This is a genomic window from Amycolatopsis sp. cg13 (genome assembly GCF_041346965.1).
Classification (GTDB): Bacteria; Actinomycetota; Actinomycetes; order Mycobacteriales; family Pseudonocardiaceae; genus Amycolatopsis.
This window is the reverse complement of the sequence record NZ_CP166848.1, coordinates 1,639,186-1,654,744: the sequence shown is the minus strand read 5'-3', so window position 1 is coordinate 1,654,744 and position 15,559 is coordinate 1,639,186. Positions and strand designations below refer to the sequence as shown.

Sequence of the window (15,559 nt, the reverse complement as noted above, 5' to 3'; positions counted from 1 at the left end):
GTGCGAGAGCGGTTCCTTGATGTCGCCGGACTTCCCGGTGTCGGCGTCAAGTCGATCGTGGTCGGCCCGTTGCCGGTGGCTTGCGCAGAATCGCCTCGAACCAAGCCGCGCACTCGGCGGCCACGTGCTCGGGGGAGCCGCTCGCGTCGAGGGCGAGCTGTGTCGGCTCGTCCGGGAGTTCGTGCAGGCAGTCGTGCAGCAGGTCGCCTCGCGCGCGCTCGTTCCGGTAGTGCACGCCGTACTGGCCCAGGCTGACGCGGCGGACGGGGTCGCTGAGCGTTACGACGGCGAGGAGGCACGGGTGCTCCTCCTCGTCCCGGATCGCCCAGCTGGCGGCGTAGCCGACGTCCCACTGCGCGGCCGCGTGCTGAAGCGCGGCGAGAAAGGCGTGCTCGTCTTGCCCGAGCGCGTCGGAACAACCGTCGAGCTGGAACCACCGGGTCCACTTCGCCATGGCGGGAACAGTAGTCGGCGAGGCAACGCAGATCAGCCGAGATGGTCGTTCGCGCCGTCGACCCAGGCGATGTAGCGCTGCGCGGAGCGAAGCACGGCGGCCTTCGCGTCAGCCCGCAGAGCGGCCCCGGTCAGGGCGTAGAGCCGGTCGAATTCGTAAGGCTCCAGCCGGTCCGCGAGCCGCTGGACGAGGCCGGCGGACAGGGGGATCTGGTTGGGGTAGCTGCGCATGAACGTCACCCAGCCCGGCGCGGCGACCGGCACGATGGTGTCGCCGACCAGCAGCGCGCCCGCCGCGACGTGGGCGACAGCGGCGCCCGGGAAGTGCCCGCCCGCTTCGACGAGGGTGATTCCGGGCAGGATCCGTTCCGCGCCATGCCATTCGCGGATCACCGGGTCTTCCCGTCGCACCCACTGCCGATCTGCGGAATGCACCAGTACCGGAACGTTCCCGAGGCGGTGGCTCAGGCTCACCTGCGAGCCGTACATGTGCGGATGGCTGGCCGCGATCGCCGCGGCGCCGCCGAGTTCGGCGATCTTGTCGAGCAGCGGCTGGTCGAGAGCGTTGGGCGGGTCCCACAGCAGGTTGCCTTCATCGGTCTGGACCACGTAGGTCCACTGGCCGATGCCGAACTCCGGCTCTCGGTGCAGCCGATGGATGCCCGGTTCCGGTTCTTCGTGGACCAGGTCGTGCGGCTCGGCGGCCAGCTTGTCCATTGTGGTCCAAACCTGCCCGGAGGCGCGGACGTACTGCCGTTCGTCGGCGCAGATCCGGCAGATCCCGGCGGGCGGCTCCGCGGTGTCGGGATGCTCGACGCCGCAGGTCCCGCAAATCCAGATGGTCATGCGAGCACCCTGGCACCTCCAGTTCGCTGGAGGTCAAGACCGCGCGGCGCGCGAACCCTGCCGCCAGTGCCCGGCGGCGTCGATCATGTCCTGCCGGATGTGCTGGAGCCAGTGACTTGTCTCGAGGAGCCGCGCGCCGACCAGCGTGTCCCCGCCGAACAGTTCCGCGCCGTGGCGGGTGAAATCGGCCCACTGGGCGATGCCTTCCATGCTGGCGAGCCAGGCCCGCTGCCACACGTCGTCGTCGATGAGATAGCGCTCGCGGCGGCCGTCCCGCTCGCGCCGCAGCAGGCCGCGTTCTTCCAGCCAGGCCACCGCTTTGGAGACCGACGCGGGACTGACGCGCAGCCGGGCGGCGAGTTCGGTCGCGGTGCGGCTGCCGGATTCGGCGGTGAACAGGCAGATCAGCACCCGCGCCATCATCGACGGCATTCCGGTCTGGGCGGCCATCCGCGCGAAGCGCGTCTCGAAGTCGCTCCGGGTCCGCGGATCCGGAGCTGCCCGAACCGGCGGGGCGGGCGGCGCCGTGGGGGTGCGGCGGCGCGCTCGTCGCCGGGCGGCCTGTTCGGCGCGGTCGGCCCGGTAGTCGTGCGCTCCGCCGTTGCGGGCGACCTCGCGGATCACCGTCGACTTCGGCCTGCCCAGCCGTCGGCCGATCTCGGCGTAGCTCAGCCCGTCCGCCAATCCGGCCGCGATGCGCTGTCGTTCCGGGTAGCTCAACCTGCCGCCTGACATCGTCTCCGCCTCGACTGGACCCGTCACCGGTGCATTCAGCTGCAGGCTAGTGCATCGATAAATTAGCCACTGCCTGCACAGATGTGAATTCAACGTTTGCGAGCCAATAAAACATCGCCCTACCGTTTCCCGCAAGAGGTTCACGGGAAGGGAGCTGGCGATGACCAGGACACTGCCGACCGAACGTCCGGCCGGCCTGCCGTTCGACCCGCCGCGGGGGCTGGCCGAACTGCGCGAGAAGAGTCCGCTCAGCCGGTTGGACTACCCGGACGGACACGCCGGATGGCTGGTGACCGGCCACGCGCTGGCCCGCGAAGTGCTGGCCGGCCGCCGGTTCAGCGCGCGAGCCGAACTGCGGCACCTGCCGATCCCCGGCGCCGCCGCCACCAGCGATCAACCCGCGCCGCCGGGAATGTTCGGCAGCATGGACGCACCCGAGCACACCCGCTACCGGCGGCTGCTCGCCGGTCAGTTCACCGTCCGCAGGATGCGTCGGCTCACCGAACGGATCCAGGAGATCGCGGACGACTGCCTGAACGCCATGGCCGAACGCGGCAGCCCGGCCGACATCGTCCCGGCACTGGCGCAACCGCTGCCAGCGCAGACGATCTGCGAACTGCTCGGGGTTCCCTACGCCGAACGCGATCGGTTCCAGCAGCACGCGCTCGCGCTTTTCCGGCTGGACAACACGCCGGAGGAGATCGGCGAAGCCTACGGCGCGGTGCTCGGCGTCATCGGCGAATTGGTGGCTGCCAAACGAAAAGCCCCCGCGGACGACATCCTCAGCGATCTCACCGGCAGCGACCTCACTGACACCGAACTGGTCAACATCGGCTTCTCGCTGCTGGCCGCGGGCTTGGACACCACCACGAACATGCTCGCGCTGGGCCTCTTCGCGCTGCTCGAACACCCCGACCAGCTCGCCCTGCTGCGCGACGAGCCGGAGTTGGCCGACAACGCGGTCGAAGAACTGCTGCGCTACCTGAGCATTATCCCGTTCACCGTGCGCACCGCGTTGGAAGACCTCGAGCTTGGCGGCGAACAGGTGACGGCGGGGGAGTCGGTGACCATCTCGGTGCCCGCGGCCAACCACGACCCCGCGCACTTTCCCGCCCCGGAAAAGCTCGACCTGCGCCGCAAAACGAGCGGGCATGTCGCCTTCGGCCATGGCATCCACCAGTGCCTCGGCCAGCAACTCGCGCGTGTCCAAATGCGGGTCGCCCTGCCCGCCCTGCTGACGAGGTTCCCGTCGCTGCGCCTCGCCGTTCCCTCCGAAGACGTCGCCCTGCGCTCCGACATGCTCATCTACGGCGTCCACCACCTGCCCGTCGCCTGGGAGGTCTGAACCATGTCGAAGGTGTGCTTGCTCACCGGGGCGTCGGCGGGAATCGGCCGCGCCACCGCTCTGGAACTGCTGAAGGCGGGCTACACCGTCTACGGAGCCGCGCGACGAGTGTCCAAAATGGACTACCTCCGCGACGCAGGCGGACATCCGCTCGCCATGGACGCCCGGAGCGAGACCGGCCTCGACCGCGTCGTCCGCACGGTCCTGGACGAACAGGGCCGGATCGACGTCTTGATCAACAACGCCGGAACGGTGCTGCACGGAGCCGCCGAAGACGTCCCGCTGGACGCGGCCCGGGATCAGTTCCAGGTCAACGTGTTCGCGCCGGCCAGGCTCGTCCAGCTTGTGCTGCCCGCGATGCGCGCGCAGGGGTCCGGCCGGATCGTGAATGTCTCCTCGATCGGCGGGGAGATCAGCCTCCCGCTCGGCGCCTGGTACTACGCCTCCAAACACGCGCTCGAGGCTTACTCCGACACTCTGCGCATGGAGGTCCGGCCCTTCGGCATCGAGGTCGTGGTGATTCAGCCCGGCATCATCAAAACCGAATTCGAGGACCAGACCGCCGCGCAGCTAAGGGAATATTCCGGTCATGGCCCGTACGCGGGAATGGCCGAGGCGATGGCGAGCAAGTCCGAAACCGGTCTCGCGGACGGCGCCGATCCCGCGGTCGTCGCCGAAACCATCCGGCGGGCCGTGGAAGCTGATCCGCCGGACACCCGGTATGCCGTCGGCCTGCACGCCGAGGAACTGCTGAAGCTCAACCGGACCCTGCCCGACCGGGATTTCGACGAACTGGTCACTCGCCCGATCCAGTAGGAACGCCTCGTGTCCTGCGGGGCGCGCCCGCAGGACACGAGTACGGGTCAGCCGACGCCGAGCGCCCAGGGGTCGCCCTTCGCGGAGATCGACGAACCCCGGCCGGTCGCCAGCCACAAGCTGTTGTTGGCGTCCCGGCCCTTCCACGCCACCTCGAAGCCACCGTTAGACAGCGTGACGATCGACGGGCTGGCGTTCGCGGCTACCCCCAACGCCCACGGATCGCCGTAGGAGGAGAAGTAGGTCCCGGCCCCGGTACCGAGCCACAAGCTGTTGTTGGCATCGCGGCCTTGCCAGGCGACTTCCCAGCCGCCGTTGGAAAGCGGTGCCAGCGAAGGACTGGTGCCTGCGGCGACACCCAACGCCCACGGGTCGCCCTTGGCGGTGATGGACCAGCCCCGGCCGGAGGCCAGCCACAGGCTGTTGTTGGCGTCCCGGCCCTGCCACGCCACTTCAAATCCGCCGTCGGGCAGCGTGACGATCGAGGGGCTGCTGTTGGCGGCAACGCCCAACGCCCAGGGATCGCCGTAGGAAGACAGGGCGACGCCGGACCCGGTGCCGAGCCAGAGGCTGTTGTTGGCATCGCGGCCCTGCCAAGCGACTTCCCAGCCGCCGTTGGACAACGGCGCCAGCGAAGGACTCGTACCTGGTGCGACGCCGAGAGACCACGGAGCACCCTTCGCAGTGATGGACGCACCTTGCCCGGTCGCCAGCCAGAGGCTGTTGTTGGCGTCGCGGCCCTGCCACGCCACCGCCCACTGGTTGTTCGGGAGCGGGACGATCGAGGGGCTGGTGTTCGGGGCTACGCCGAGCGCCCACGGGTTGCCCTTGGCGGTGATGGAATTGCCCTTGCCGGTGGCGATCCACAGGCTGCTCCCGGCATCGCGGCCTTGCCACGCGGTGACCCAGCTGCCGTCCGGGAACGTGGCGATCGAGGGTTTGGTGTTCGCGGCGACGCCGAGCGCCCACGGGTCGCCGTACGACGCCAGAGAGGTGCCGGAACCGGTGCCGACCCAGAGGCTGTTGTTGGCGTCGCGGCCACGCCAAGCGGTGGCGAAGCCGCCGTTGGTGTCGGCCGCGATCCCGGAGCCGCCCTGCGGCAGCGTGCTCGGAGGCGGCGGGGGAGGCGTGGACGCGCCGCTGCTGACGTAGCCGAGCACCCACATCTCGTAACTCTTGCCGGGGAACAGCTTGTCGTGCGGATTCCAGGGGCCGCCGTTGCCCTCGTCGGCCTGGACCTTGCTGCTGGACCAGAAAGCGCTGCCGCTTCCGCTGCCGCCCTCGTCGCCGCCGACGTCGGACAAAAGCCCGTTGCTGTAGTCGGTCACGACAGCGATGTGGGAACCATCGGTCGGGTACCGGTCGTCGCCGAAGATGACGGCGTCACCGGGCTGCGGCACGTATCCGCTGCCGAGCGAGTGATAGGCGGAGACGTTCATCCAGCTGGGAACCGAGGCGGGCGCGCTGGCCGGAACGGGCACCCCGGCCTGCTGCCACACCCAGGAAACGAAGTCGCCGCACCAGAATTCGCCGCCGCCGGTGCAGCTGTTGTCGAAACCGGTGCCGCCGGCGCTGTTCGTGCTGCAGTACCCCTTGCCGAGGTTCGCGTTGGCGATGCTCACGATCTGGCCGCCGGTCGCGGCCGAAGCGGGCGTGCTGATACTGACCAGCGCGGCCCCGCCGAGTACCGCCCCGATCAGCCCGGCCAGGAGCCGGGATCTGAGGCGGTGGTGCGCGGAAAACATGACTATTCCCCCAAAACCGTCGGTTGTCCTCGGGCGCGCTGGTGCGACTGGACGCCGCGCACCGCCCGCCTGCCGGTCTCCGGTGCCGGCGAGCGGGACGCTATGGACACGCTCCCGCCGGTCGTCCTAGATTTGTCCTAGCGCGAGAGCTGCCGGGGCGGCGCTGTTCTGGGGGGAACATGCGATTCGGCGTTTTGGGGCCGCTGCACGCCCGGATCGCCGGGCGCGAGGTCCGCTTCGACGGGCCGCGGCAGGCCAAGATGCTGGCCGCGCTTCTGCTCGACGCCAACAACCTCGTCGCCATGGGCAGGCTCGTCGCGGTGATGTGGGACGGGAAAGAACCCGCCACCGCGGTGCGCCAGGTCCAGGACGCAGTGTCCGGGCTGCGCCGCAATCTCGCCGGGTGCGGAGCGCCCGCCTCGTTGATCAGCACGCGCCGCGGCGGCTACCTGATCCGCCTCGCGCCGGATCAGCTCGACTTGCTGGAGTTCGACCGCGAGCGGAGCCTCGCCGAACGGAGTACGGACCCGGCCGAGACCGCTGCCGCGTTGCGGCGCGCGCTGGCCTGCTGGCGCGGCAACGCTTTGGCCGACATCTCCAGCCGGGTCTTGGAGTCGGAAGCGGCACGGTTGAACGACCAGCGCGTGGCCGCGCACGCACGCTGCCTGGGCATCGAACTGGATCTGGGACGGCATCGCGAGGTCGTCGAGGAATTGCGGGTCCTGGCCCGCGAGCATCCCTACGACGAGCAGATCGCCGAACACTTGATGGTCGCCCTTTACCGGTGCCGTCGCCAGGGCGAGGCACTGCAGGCCTACGAACGGCTGCGCCGGACCCTGACCGGCGAGCTCGGCGTCGACCCGACCCCGCCGGTCCAGGCGCTGCGCCAGCGCATCCTGACCGCCGATCCCGCACTGGAGGTCCCGGCGACCGGATCCTCCGCCGCACCAACGGAAACCCCCGAACCGGTCATGGCGCTGCCGGTGCGCCAACTGCCGCTGGACGTCCCGGACTTCGTCGGCCGGGCCGACACGCTCGCCGAAATCGCCCGGCTGCTCGACGCGCCGGAGCCGGACCGCGTCCCGGTGGCGGTTATCGCGGGCGGTCCCGGGGTCGGCAAATCCTGTCTGGCGACCCACGCCGCGCGATTGGCGAGCGCCGCTTTCCCCGATGGCCAGCTCTACCTCGACCTCGCCGCGACCTCGGACGAACCGCAGGACCCGGCCCTGATGCTGGCCGAGGCGTTGCGTGCGCTCTCGATCACCGGCAGCGGAATCCCGGACGGGCTGTCGGCCCGGGCCGCGCTGTACCGGTCGTTGCTGGCCGGGCGCCGGATGCTGGTGGTGCTCGACGACGCGGGCCACGCCGATCAGGTGCTGCCGTTGCTGCCCGGGGCGGGTGGCTGCGCGGTCGTGATTACGAGCCGCACCTTGTTGACAGATCTGCCCGGTGCCCGCCGGTTCGACCTGGACATGCTGAGCCCGCCGGAGGCGCGGGAACTGTTCACCGGCATCGTCGGGCAGCGGCGGGTCGAGCAGGAACCCGAAGAGGCCGACGCGATCCTCGGTTGCTGCGGCAACCTTCCGCTGGCGATCCGGATCGCGGGCGCCAAGCTCGCCGGCCGCCCGGCCTGGACGCTGCGGGTGCTGCGGGAACGGCTCGAGGACGAATCCCGGCGGCTGGCCGAGCTGAAGATCGGGGACCTGAGCGTGCGCGCCAGCGTCGGGCTGAGCCTGCGGCTGCTGCCCGCCGACGCGGTGCGCGCGCTGAGCCTGCTGGGCTTGCTCGGCGCCTGCACCCTGCCCGGCTGGGTGCTCGGCCCGCTGCTGGACCGCCCGGACGCGGACGAGGTGCTCGACCTCCTCGTGGACGCCAACCTGGTGCGGCTGACCGCCACGGACGCCGTCGGCCAGCCGCGGTACCGCCTGCACGACCTGATCCGGACCTGCGCCGTCGAGGTCGCCGCCGGGCTGCCCGAGGAGGAGAAGCGGGACGCGATCGCCCGGGTGCTGGCGTCCTGGCTGGACCTCGCCGGGCGCGCCGCCGCCCGGCTGCCCGCCGGGATTCTGGTCCCGGTGCCCGCTTCCGCGCCGCGCCGTCCGTTGACCGGCGCGGTTGCGGACCGGCTTCTGGCCGACCCGGCCGGCTGGTTCGACGCGGAACGCGACACCCTGCTCGCCGCGGTGAAACTGGCCGCGGACTGGCGAATGGCCGAGCCGGCCTGGGAACTGGCGGCCGCCGCCGTCACCTACTACGACCACCGGTGCCGGTATCAGGACTGGGAGCACGGGCACCGGCTGGCGCTGGACGCGGTGGTGGCCGTGGGCAATGTCCGGGGCGAATCGGTGCTGTTGCGCGGTTTGGCGCAGCTGCACATCTATCGCGACGAGTTCGACGCGGCGACCCGGGCTCTGGAGTCGTCGGCCGGGCTGTGCCAGGGACGAGGGGACAAGCGCGGCGAGGCGTTGTCGATGACGATGCTGGGCACCGTCAGCCGGGTCCAGGGCCGCTACGCCGAAGCCCTCGACCGGGTCGAGCAGGCGCACGCCATCGTGGTCGCCGAGGGCGATCCGCATCTCGAAGCGCAGCTGTCGTGTTCCATTGGCGTGCTGCGGCTCGTGCGGGGCGACCTCGACGAGGCGCAGTTCTGGTTCGACGCGGCGCTGCGCCAGGCCAGGGCGCTCGGCGACGGGCATCGGGTGGCTGTCGTGCTGCGCCGGTGCAGTCGTCTGCACGACCAGCGCGGTGATCCGGAGGAGGCGCTGCGCTGTCTGTGGCAGGCGCTTTCGGCCTTCGAGGATCTGGCCGACGAACGGTGCGCCGCGTACACGTTGCTGGAAGTCGGCCGTGTCTATGCGGGCCAGCGTGATCGGGACCGGGCGGGGCCGGTGCTGGAGCGCGCCGCGGAGGTGTTCCACCGGCATGGCGACCGGCAGGATGAAGCCGCGTGCTGGCAGCTGATCGGCGATCTCGACGCCGCGGCCGGTGTCCCTGATCTGGCGCAGCAACACCACGAGAAAGCGCGGCGGCTGTGGCAGACGATCGGCGGCGCTGACCAGGCGAACGGTCCGGTGCCGCCGTCCTCGCCGTGACCCGGTCCGCGCGGCGCCGAGTCAGTCGCGGGGTTGCTTGGCGCCGTCCGAACGTGCTTGCACGGCAATGGTTTGGAGGGCGGCGAGGTGCCCGGCGAGGGTGTCGCGGCCGCTGTCGGTCAGGTTGAGCCACGTCCGCGGCCGCTTGCCGACGTAGCCCTTGCGGACGTCGACGTACTCGTTCTTCGACAGCGTGGAGACCTGTTTGGACAGTGCGGAGTCGGACAGCTTCACCGCGTCGCGCACGAACCCGAACTCCGCCCATTCGGCGGCGGAGAGCAGCGCGACGATGGCCAGTCTCGTCGGGTCCAACAGGAGCTGGTCGAGCTCGGCCACCGTTCAGTCCTTGTCTCGCCGGCGAAGCAGCCACAGCTGGAACCTGGGGCCGAGGAAGATGATATAGAGCCCGGCCAGCGCGCCGTAGACGATCGTGCCGTGCGGGATGTGCAGCAAGGGGACGGCGACGGCCGCGACGATCGCCAGCCCGAGGACAGGCGCGACGCGCAAGACGGCGGGAGGCAAGGCCCGGCTCGACACCGAGACCGGCTGGCCGAGCAGGCTGCCGCCGGTCCTGGTGCGCAGGAGCACGACCAGGATCAGCGCGACGCCCAGCACGACGAAGGTCAGCCAGGGCCGCGTCCAGGGGAGCAGATCGATGGCCACGGTGTAGCCGAACACGACCAGACCGGCGACGACCGGAATCCACCGAGCGCCCAGCGCGGACGCGAGCATCCGCTCCCGGCTCTCGCGGGCCGTGCGCAGCGCCGCCGCCGCTTCTTCGGGCGTCGGCTCGTTCGTTGGTTCGCTCACTGCTGCCACTCCTCCGCGGCGCAACCTCTCAGGCAAGTACTTGCCTGAGGAGAAAGTACCTCTCGCTTTCCCCTGAGGCAAGTACTTGCCTGAGAGCTGACGGCAGTGCTGTCCGACGCCATGCGGCCCGGGTGCGCCGGGCCGGTCAGTCCTCAGTGGACGGTCAACGGCACGTCATTAGGCGGCGGCAGCGTGCCCCCGCCGCGCAGCAGGATCGGCCCGACCGGAGCCGGTTTGGCGACCGGGGGAGGCGGCACCGGAGTCGGCGTCGGGGTGGGTTTCGGCGGCGTGGGCTGGGTGATCGTGGTCCCGTGCGCCGGAGGCGGCGGGTTCAGCTTCGCGCCGGGGGAGAGGTCGACAAGATCGGCGAGCCCGTGGTCGCCGTCGACGCGGGGGACGCCCAGCTGCGGCAGCTTCAGCAGGTCGATGACGGTCTTCGGGATGCTCGGATGCCAGGACCAGCGGTGGTCGATGCCGGGTTTGACCCGTCCGCCGAACATCAGCAGCGGCACGCGCGGGCCGTAGGCGAGCTGCACGCCGTCCGGGGTGATCTCGACGTTCGGCGTGGCCACGTGGTCGTCGAAGCCGCCCCAGTCGTCCCAGGTCAGGAGGAAGACCGTCGAGTCCCACAGTCCGGCCTTCACGATCGCGTCGACGACCTGCCACACGGTGTCCTCGCCCTTGCTGACGTCCGCGGGCGGGTGCTCGTCATACGGCGAGTCGTGCCAGACCATCGACAGCGCGGGCAGCGCACCGGACTGGGCGTCGGCGATGATCTGGGCCGAACGCACGATATTGGGCGACCCCTTGAGCTGCTGGTAGAACTCGACCGGATACCCGCTGGCGCCGGTGTAGGCCTTCCAGCTCACGCCGTGGTCGGCGGCGAGTCCGGGCAGGGACGGCATGTCCCACACCGGGTCGGCCTGGCTGCGCGGCGGGTTGCGCAGCGTGGGCGTCTGGCCGCCGACGATGAGCAGGTGGTTCGGCGTCGAGTTGGTGCCGTAGCCCGCGCAGTGGTTCTCGACGAACGCGCTGCTCGCCGCGAGCCAGGCGTAGAACGGCAGGTCGGCGACGGTGTCGAACTGGACGTGCGCGCCCGTGCTTTTCTTGGTGAGCCAGCGGTAGTAGGCCTTGCGGTCGTGCGGCTGGTCGGACTTCGGCGGGTTGGGGGAGACCGGCCAGCCGGTCGCGACGTTCGCGCCGAACGCGGCCATCGAGCGGAAATAGTTGTCGGTGGTGTGGTTTTCCTGGACCAGGACGACGACGTGGTCGATCGGGCCGGTGGCGGCCATGGCGATCCCTTCGGTGCTCCGGCGGGCGGGCGGCCGGATGCTCCGGTCGCGCCGGTTCCGCTGAATGATCGCCCGCCGCCGGTGCCCCGGCCACCGGGAAACCCCGATGGGAGCAACCGGATTCCCTTGTCCTGCCCGGGATATCGCCGATTGCGCGGAAGGGTCTGTTCGCCGGGTTCGCGCCGGGAGTCCGGGCCGCCCGGATCAGCGCTCGGCGGCGACCGCGTACCGGTGCGTCGGGCGGCCCGCGCTCCCGTACTCCAGTTCGAGGCTGAGGAAACCGCGGCGGTGCAATTCGCTCAGATGGCGTTGCGCCGTGGGACGGCTGATGCCCAGCGTGCTCGCGAGCGCTTCGGCGCCGAGCGGCTGCCCGGCCCGGCGGAGCGTGTCGAGCACCTTGCGCATGGTCGGCGGAAGCGGGTCCGTGCGTGGCGCGGAGCCGCGGAGCGCGGAATACAGACTGTCCACTGTGGCCTGATCGACGTCGCCGCTCCCGGAGGCGCGTTCGCACCAACTGCGGTACGCCGTCAACTGCTCGCGCAGCTGCTCGAAACCGAACGGCTTGACCAGGTAGTAGGCGGCGCCGAGCTGGATCGCGGAACGGACCGTGCCGAGGTCGCGGGAAGCGGTGATGACGATGCATCCGGGCGGGGCACCTCCCGAGCGCAGATCGCGAAGCAGGGAGAGGCCGTCTTCGTCGGGCAGGTAGACGTCGAGCAGCAGCAGGTCGGGCCGGAGTTCCTCGACGCGGGCGCGGGCTTCCGCCGCGGTGTGGGCCTGGCCGACGGAGGCGAAGCCGGGCACGCGGTCGATGCTGGCGGCGTGGATCGAGGCGACGCGGTAGTCGTCGTCGATGACGAGAGTCCGGACGGTCATGCGTACTCCGCCGGCTCGAGCGCGGCGCGGGAACGGGAATTCGGGAGCAGAACGTCGAATCGCGCCCCGGCCGAACCGTCCACCGTGATCGACCCGCCGGACCGGCGCACCAGCCGGTAGACGAGGGCGAGACCGAGGCCGCGTCGCATGCCGGGGCGAGGAGTTTTCGTGGAGTAGCCGTCAATGAAGATCTCGTGCAGCGTTTCCTCGGGGATGCCGGGACCGGTGTCGGAGACGACCACGCGGACGTCCGGGCCGAGGGTGTCGACGAGAACGCGCACCCGGCGTTCTCCCGGCTGCCCGGCCACGGCGTCGACGGCGTTGTCGATGAGATTGCCGAGAACGGTGACGAGCGCGCCGGGGTCGGCGGTGCTGAGGTCGAGCCCGGAACCGGGATCGACCTCGAGGCGCACGTCGCGTTCGGCGGCGATGGCGACCTTGGCCGAAAGCAGCGCGGCGAGTTCGGGCGGGGAGAACCGGGCGCGCAGATCGGTCGCCTGCGCGGCGGGGCCGTGCGCGATTTCGGTGAGGTAGCGGCCGGCTTCCTCCGCTTCGCCGAGGCCCAGGAGTCCCGACAGGACATGCAGCCGGTTGGCGAATTCGTGTTCCTGTGCGCGCAGAGCGGTCGTCAGACCGGTGACGGCGTGGAGTTCGCGCACCAGGCCTTCCATTTCGGTGCGGTCGCGCAAGGTGATCACCGAACCGGCGTCCTGTCCGGAAAGGACTACTGGCATTTTGTTGACCACCAACAGGAATTCGTCGGTGAGGACGACCTCGTCGTCAGCGGCGGACGCGGTGAGCAGGTCGCGGAGGCGGCCGGGCGGGACGAGTTCGCTCAGCTCGCGGCCGCGGGCGGCGGAGGGAATGGCGAGCAGTCGGCGGGCTTCGTCGTTGATCACCTCGACGCGGCCGTGCCGGTCGAGGCCCACCATGCCCTCGCGGATGCCGTGCAGCATCGCTTCCCGTTCCTGGAGCAGGGAAGCGATCTCGGAGACTTCCAGGCCGAAGGTCGCGCGCTTGATCCGGTGGGAAAGCAGCAAGGACGCCGCCATCCCGATGGCCAGCGCCAACCCGGAGTAGAGGAGCACCCAGGGGATGTCGCTCACCAGCTCGCTCGTGACCTGTTCTTCGAGGATTCCCACCGAAACCTGGCCCACGATCCCGCCGCCGCGGCCGGAGATCGGTGCCTTGCCGTTAGCGGACCGGCCGAGGCTGCCGTTGTCGATGCCGAGGTGGCCTTGTCCATCGAGGGCCGCCACCGGTTCCTCGATGCGCTCGCCGACGAGCGCGGTATTGGGATGGGAGTAGCGCAGCCCGGACCTGTCGGTGACGACGACGTATGACGCGCCCGTGGCCCGCCGTACCTGCTCGGCGGCGGCCTGGATGGCGTGGCCGGGATCGCGCCGCACGAGGGCGTCGCGGACGGACGGCATCTGCGCGACGGTGTTCGCGATCCCGAGCGCGCGCTGGCCGTATTGCGTGTCGAGGGTCTGTCCGGCGAGCTTCACGTAGAGCAGAGCGCCAGCCGAAACGGTGGCGAGCAGGATCCCGAGCACGGCGACGAGGATCTGCGAGGCGAGAGGACGTGACCGCCACATGACCGCTCCGCTCTGCCACTTGTCGTAGGGGCGTCCCGCATGACACCACGAGACCGCGCGGATGCCAAGAAACCGCGGCCGGTACGCCCGGATCGTCCGGTCCGGCGTGCACTTAATGAGCAGAAACCGAGAAAAGCGCACTGATCGCTGGTATCGCACGCAACATTCCGCCGCGCCGCGGCGCTTCTTAGCCTCCCTCGAACGGAATCGGCCCCGATCGAGAGGACGCCACCGTGCACGCACCCAGATCCGGACCGCCCGGCGCCGCCATCGCCATGCGGGACGTCGTCAAGCAGTTCGCCACCGCGGGCCCGGAGCCCTACACCGCGCTGCGCGACCTCGACTTGGAGGTGGCTCCCGGCGAATTCTGCGCGGTCGTCGGACCCACCGGCTGCGGCAAATCCACCACCTTGACCCTCGTCGCGGGCCTGGAACAGCCGTCGACCGGCTCGGTCCGGGTGCACGGCGCGGACGTCTCGGGCATCACGCCCGGGGTGGGGTTCATGTTCCAGACCGACGCGATCCTGCCCTGGAAAACGGTGCTGGACAACGTGTCCGCGGGCCCGAGGTTCCGCGGCGTGGCCAAGGCCGCGGCGGTGTCCGGCGCGCGGGACTGGATCCGCCGGGTCGGGCTGAGCGGGTTCGAGGACCGGTACCCGCACCAGCTGTCCGGCGGGATGCGCAAGCGGGTCGCGCTCGCGCAGAACCTCATCAACGAGCCGCGGATCCTGCTCATGGACGAGCCGTTCAGCGCACTCGACGTGCAGACGCGGGCGAAGATGTCCGACGAACTGCTGTCCCTGTGGGAACTTACCCGTCCCGCTGTCGTGTTCGTGACCCACGACCTCGAAGAGGCGATCGCGCTCGCGGACACGGTGGTCGTGCTGACCGCGGGCCCGGCGGCGACGGTCAAGGCCCGGTTCGCCATCGACCTGCCGCGCCCGCGGGTGGTGCAGGAAATCCGGTTCGAGCGCCGGTTCGTCGACCTGTACCAGCGGATCTGGGACGCCCTGCGCACCGAGGTCGACCTGGCGTACGCGCAGACCACCCGGATCAGCGGGGAGGCGGGCGCATGACGACCGAAGTGGACTCGCCCGCGAACCCCGCCGCTGGCGCTGCCGCAGCCGCTGCTCGCCGTTCGCGCCGCCGGACACACGCCTTCCTGGTCCACACCGTCCAGGCAGCGGTGCTGGTGGTAATCCTGGGCGGCTGGCAGCTGCTCGTGCAAGGAGACCAGCACGCGATCGTGCTGTACGGGCTTCCGTCGGGCATCTTCGACCGGTTGCGGTCGTGGGTGACCGAGGGCACCGCGCTCGGATCGCTCGGCAGCCAGATCTGGACGACGATCGAAGAGGCGCTGATCGGCTTCGCGATCGGCACGGTGCTGGGCATCGTCTGCGGCATCGCACTCGGCCGGATCCGGTTCCTGTCGGAGGTGTTCGGCCCGTTCATCAAGGTGCTCAACGCGATTCCGCGGATCGTGCTCGGCTCGGTCTTCGTGCTGGCGTTCGGCCTCGGCCTCGAATCGAAGATCCTGCTGGTGATCGTGCTGGTGTTCTTCGGAGTGTTCTTCAACGCTTTCCAGGGCACTCGCGAGGTCGACCGGACGTTCATCGCCAACGCCAGCATCCTCGGCGCTTCGCGGTGGCAGGTGACCCGGCAGGTCGTGCTGCCCTCGGCGTTCACCTGGATCATCGCGAGCCTGCACGTGAGCTTCGGGTTCGCGCTGATCGGCGCGATCGTCGGCGAATTCCTCGGCGGCTACGCGGGTCTCGGCGTGCTGATCAAGAACGCCCAGGGCACGTTCGACGCGAGCGGCGTCTGGGCGGCGATGGTGATCATGGGCGTCGTCGCGCTCATCGCCGAATGGCTGATCACCCGCCTCGAACGCCGGCTGCTGCGCTGGCGGCCCGCCCAGCTGTCCGGTCCGGACCTGTGACCCCCCGATTGT

The 15,559-nt window shown here is 70.2% G+C and carries 14 protein-coding genes; 5 read left to right on the top strand and 9 right to left on the bottom strand.

The annotated features are described in order from the left end of the window. Nucleotides 1-46: 46 nt before the first annotated feature. Genes AB5I40_RS07335 through AB5I40_RS07325 form a run of 3 tightly spaced genes read right to left on the bottom strand, consistent with a single transcriptional unit; the run spans nucleotide 47 to nucleotide 2,034 of the window. Entirely contained in the window at nucleotides 47-454 is a 408-nt protein-coding gene (locus AB5I40_RS07335; protein WP_370937663.1) for a hypothetical protein, read from the bottom strand. A 32-nt stretch (nucleotides 455-486) separates the two neighbouring features. After that, nucleotides 487-1,299, bottom strand: coding sequence for a hydrolase (locus tag AB5I40_RS07330; protein ID WP_370937662.1), 813 nt, complete (start codon nucleotides 1,297-1,299; stop codon nucleotides 487-489). A 33-nt stretch (nucleotides 1,300-1,332) separates the two neighbouring features. Next, complete coding sequence (locus tag AB5I40_RS07325) at nucleotides 1,333-2,034, bottom strand: helix-turn-helix domain-containing protein (RefSeq protein WP_370937661.1); 702 nt, start codon at nucleotides 2,032-2,034, stop codon at nucleotides 1,333-1,335. Between the two features lie 160 nt (nucleotides 2,035-2,194). On the opposite strand from AB5I40_RS07325, the gene AB5I40_RS07320 reads away from it, so the two are divergent. Next, entirely contained in the window at nucleotides 2,195-3,379 is a 1,185-nt protein-coding gene (locus tag AB5I40_RS07320; protein ID WP_370937660.1) for a cytochrome P450, read from the top strand. Nucleotides 3,380-3,382: 3 nt separating this feature from the next. Continuing rightward, nucleotides 3,383-4,195 carry an oxidoreductase gene (locus AB5I40_RS07315; RefSeq protein WP_370937659.1) on the top strand — a complete coding sequence of 271 codons (813 nt, stop codon included), beginning with the start codon at nucleotides 3,383-3,385 and terminating at the stop codon, nucleotides 4,193-4,195. A 47-nt stretch (nucleotides 4,196-4,242) separates the two neighbouring features. Here AB5I40_RS07315 and AB5I40_RS07310 read toward each other — a convergent pair whose 3' ends face one another. Beyond that, nucleotides 4,243-5,940 (bottom strand): CHAP domain-containing protein, encoded by a 1,698-nt coding sequence (locus tag AB5I40_RS07310; RefSeq protein WP_370937658.1) that lies wholly within the window; start codon nucleotides 5,938-5,940, stop codon nucleotides 4,243-4,245. A 179-nt stretch (nucleotides 5,941-6,119) separates the two neighbouring features. Between AB5I40_RS07310 and AB5I40_RS07305 the strand changes: the two genes are divergently transcribed. Beyond that, nucleotides 6,120-9,032 carry a BTAD domain-containing putative transcriptional regulator gene (locus AB5I40_RS07305; RefSeq protein WP_370937657.1) on the top strand — a complete coding sequence of 971 codons (2,913 nt, stop codon included), beginning with the start codon at nucleotides 6,120-6,122 and terminating at the stop codon, nucleotides 9,030-9,032. A gap of 21 nt (nucleotides 9,033-9,053) precedes the next feature. On the opposite strand, the gene AB5I40_RS07300 is transcribed toward AB5I40_RS07305, so the two are convergent. The 5 genes from AB5I40_RS07300 to AB5I40_RS07280 form a co-directional block, all read right to left on the bottom strand. Then, on the bottom strand, nucleotides 9,054-9,368 hold the full coding sequence (locus AB5I40_RS07300) for a winged helix-turn-helix domain-containing protein (protein ID WP_370937656.1): 315 nt from the start codon (nucleotides 9,366-9,368) through the stop codon (nucleotides 9,054-9,056). Between the two features lie 3 nt (nucleotides 9,369-9,371). After that, complete coding sequence (locus AB5I40_RS07295) at nucleotides 9,372-9,842, bottom strand: hypothetical protein (RefSeq protein ID WP_370937655.1); 471 nt, start codon at nucleotides 9,840-9,842, stop codon at nucleotides 9,372-9,374. Between the two features lie 152 nt (nucleotides 9,843-9,994). After that, nucleotides 9,995-11,134, bottom strand: a complete 1,140-nt coding sequence (locus AB5I40_RS07290) for an alkaline phosphatase family protein (protein WP_370937654.1) — start codon at nucleotides 11,132-11,134, stop codon at nucleotides 9,995-9,997. Nucleotides 11,135-11,338: 204 nt separating this feature from the next. Beyond that, complete coding sequence (locus tag AB5I40_RS07285; RefSeq protein ID WP_370937653.1) at nucleotides 11,339-12,010, bottom strand: response regulator; 672 nt, start codon at nucleotides 12,008-12,010, stop codon at nucleotides 11,339-11,341. Next, nucleotides 12,007-13,608: an ATP-binding protein gene (locus AB5I40_RS07280; protein WP_370937652.1), complete on the bottom strand. Its 1,602-nt coding sequence runs from the start codon at nucleotides 13,606-13,608 to the stop codon at nucleotides 12,007-12,009. The genes AB5I40_RS07285 and AB5I40_RS07280 overlap by 4 nt, the downstream gene beginning before the upstream one ends. A gap of 275 nt (nucleotides 13,609-13,883) precedes the next feature. Between AB5I40_RS07280 and AB5I40_RS07275 the strand changes: the two genes are divergently transcribed. Together AB5I40_RS07275 and AB5I40_RS07270 are read left to right on the top strand one after the other, a co-directional pair. Beyond that, complete coding sequence (locus tag AB5I40_RS07275; protein ID WP_370940472.1) at nucleotides 13,884-14,684, top strand: ABC transporter ATP-binding protein; 801 nt, start codon at nucleotides 13,884-13,886, stop codon at nucleotides 14,682-14,684. Continuing rightward, complete coding sequence (locus AB5I40_RS07270; RefSeq protein WP_370937651.1) at nucleotides 14,681-15,547, top strand: ABC transporter permease; 867 nt, start codon at nucleotides 14,681-14,683, stop codon at nucleotides 15,545-15,547. Before AB5I40_RS07275 ends, AB5I40_RS07270 begins: the two co-directional genes overlap by 4 nt. The last annotated feature ends 12 nt before the right edge of the window (nucleotides 15,548-15,559 follow it).

Excerpts from the sequence above, each read along its gene's own strand:
- AB5I40_RS07335 (WP_370937663.1), bottom strand. The coding sequence starts at position 454 with ATGGCGAAGTGGACCCGGTGGTTCCAGCTCGACGGTTGTTCCGACGCG.
- AB5I40_RS07330 (WP_370937662.1), bottom strand. The coding sequence starts at position 1,299 with ATGACCATCTGGATTTGCGGGACCTGCGGCGTCGAGCATCCCGACACC.
- AB5I40_RS07325 (WP_370937661.1), bottom strand. The coding sequence starts at position 2,034 with ATGTCAGGCGGCAGGTTGAGCTACCCGGAACGACAGCGCATCGCGGCC.
- AB5I40_RS07320 (WP_370937660.1), top strand. The coding sequence starts at position 2,195 with ATGACCAGGACACTGCCGACCGAACGTCCGGCCGGCCTGCCGTTCGAC.
- AB5I40_RS07315 (WP_370937659.1), top strand. The coding sequence starts at position 3,383 with ATGTCGAAGGTGTGCTTGCTCACCGGGGCGTCGGCGGGAATCGGCCGC.
- AB5I40_RS07310 (WP_370937658.1), bottom strand. The coding sequence starts at position 5,940 with ATGTTTTCCGCGCACCACCGCCTCAGATCCCGGCTCCTGGCCGGGCTG.
- AB5I40_RS07305 (WP_370937657.1), top strand. The coding sequence starts at position 6,120 with ATGCGATTCGGCGTTTTGGGGCCGCTGCACGCCCGGATCGCCGGGCGC.
- AB5I40_RS07290 (WP_370937654.1), bottom strand. The coding sequence starts at position 11,134 with ATGGCCGCCACCGGCCCGATCGACCACGTCGTCGTCCTGGTCCAGGAA.
- AB5I40_RS07285 (WP_370937653.1), bottom strand. The coding sequence starts at position 12,010 with ATGACCGTCCGGACTCTCGTCATCGACGACGACTACCGCGTCGCCTCG.
- AB5I40_RS07280 (WP_370937652.1), bottom strand. The coding sequence starts at position 13,608 with ATGTGGCGGTCACGTCCTCTCGCCTCGCAGATCCTCGTCGCCGTGCTC.
- AB5I40_RS07275 (WP_370940472.1), top strand. The coding sequence starts at position 13,884 with ATGCGGGACGTCGTCAAGCAGTTCGCCACCGCGGGCCCGGAGCCCTAC.
- AB5I40_RS07270 (WP_370937651.1), top strand. The coding sequence starts at position 14,681 with ATGACGACCGAAGTGGACTCGCCCGCGAACCCCGCCGCTGGCGCTGCC.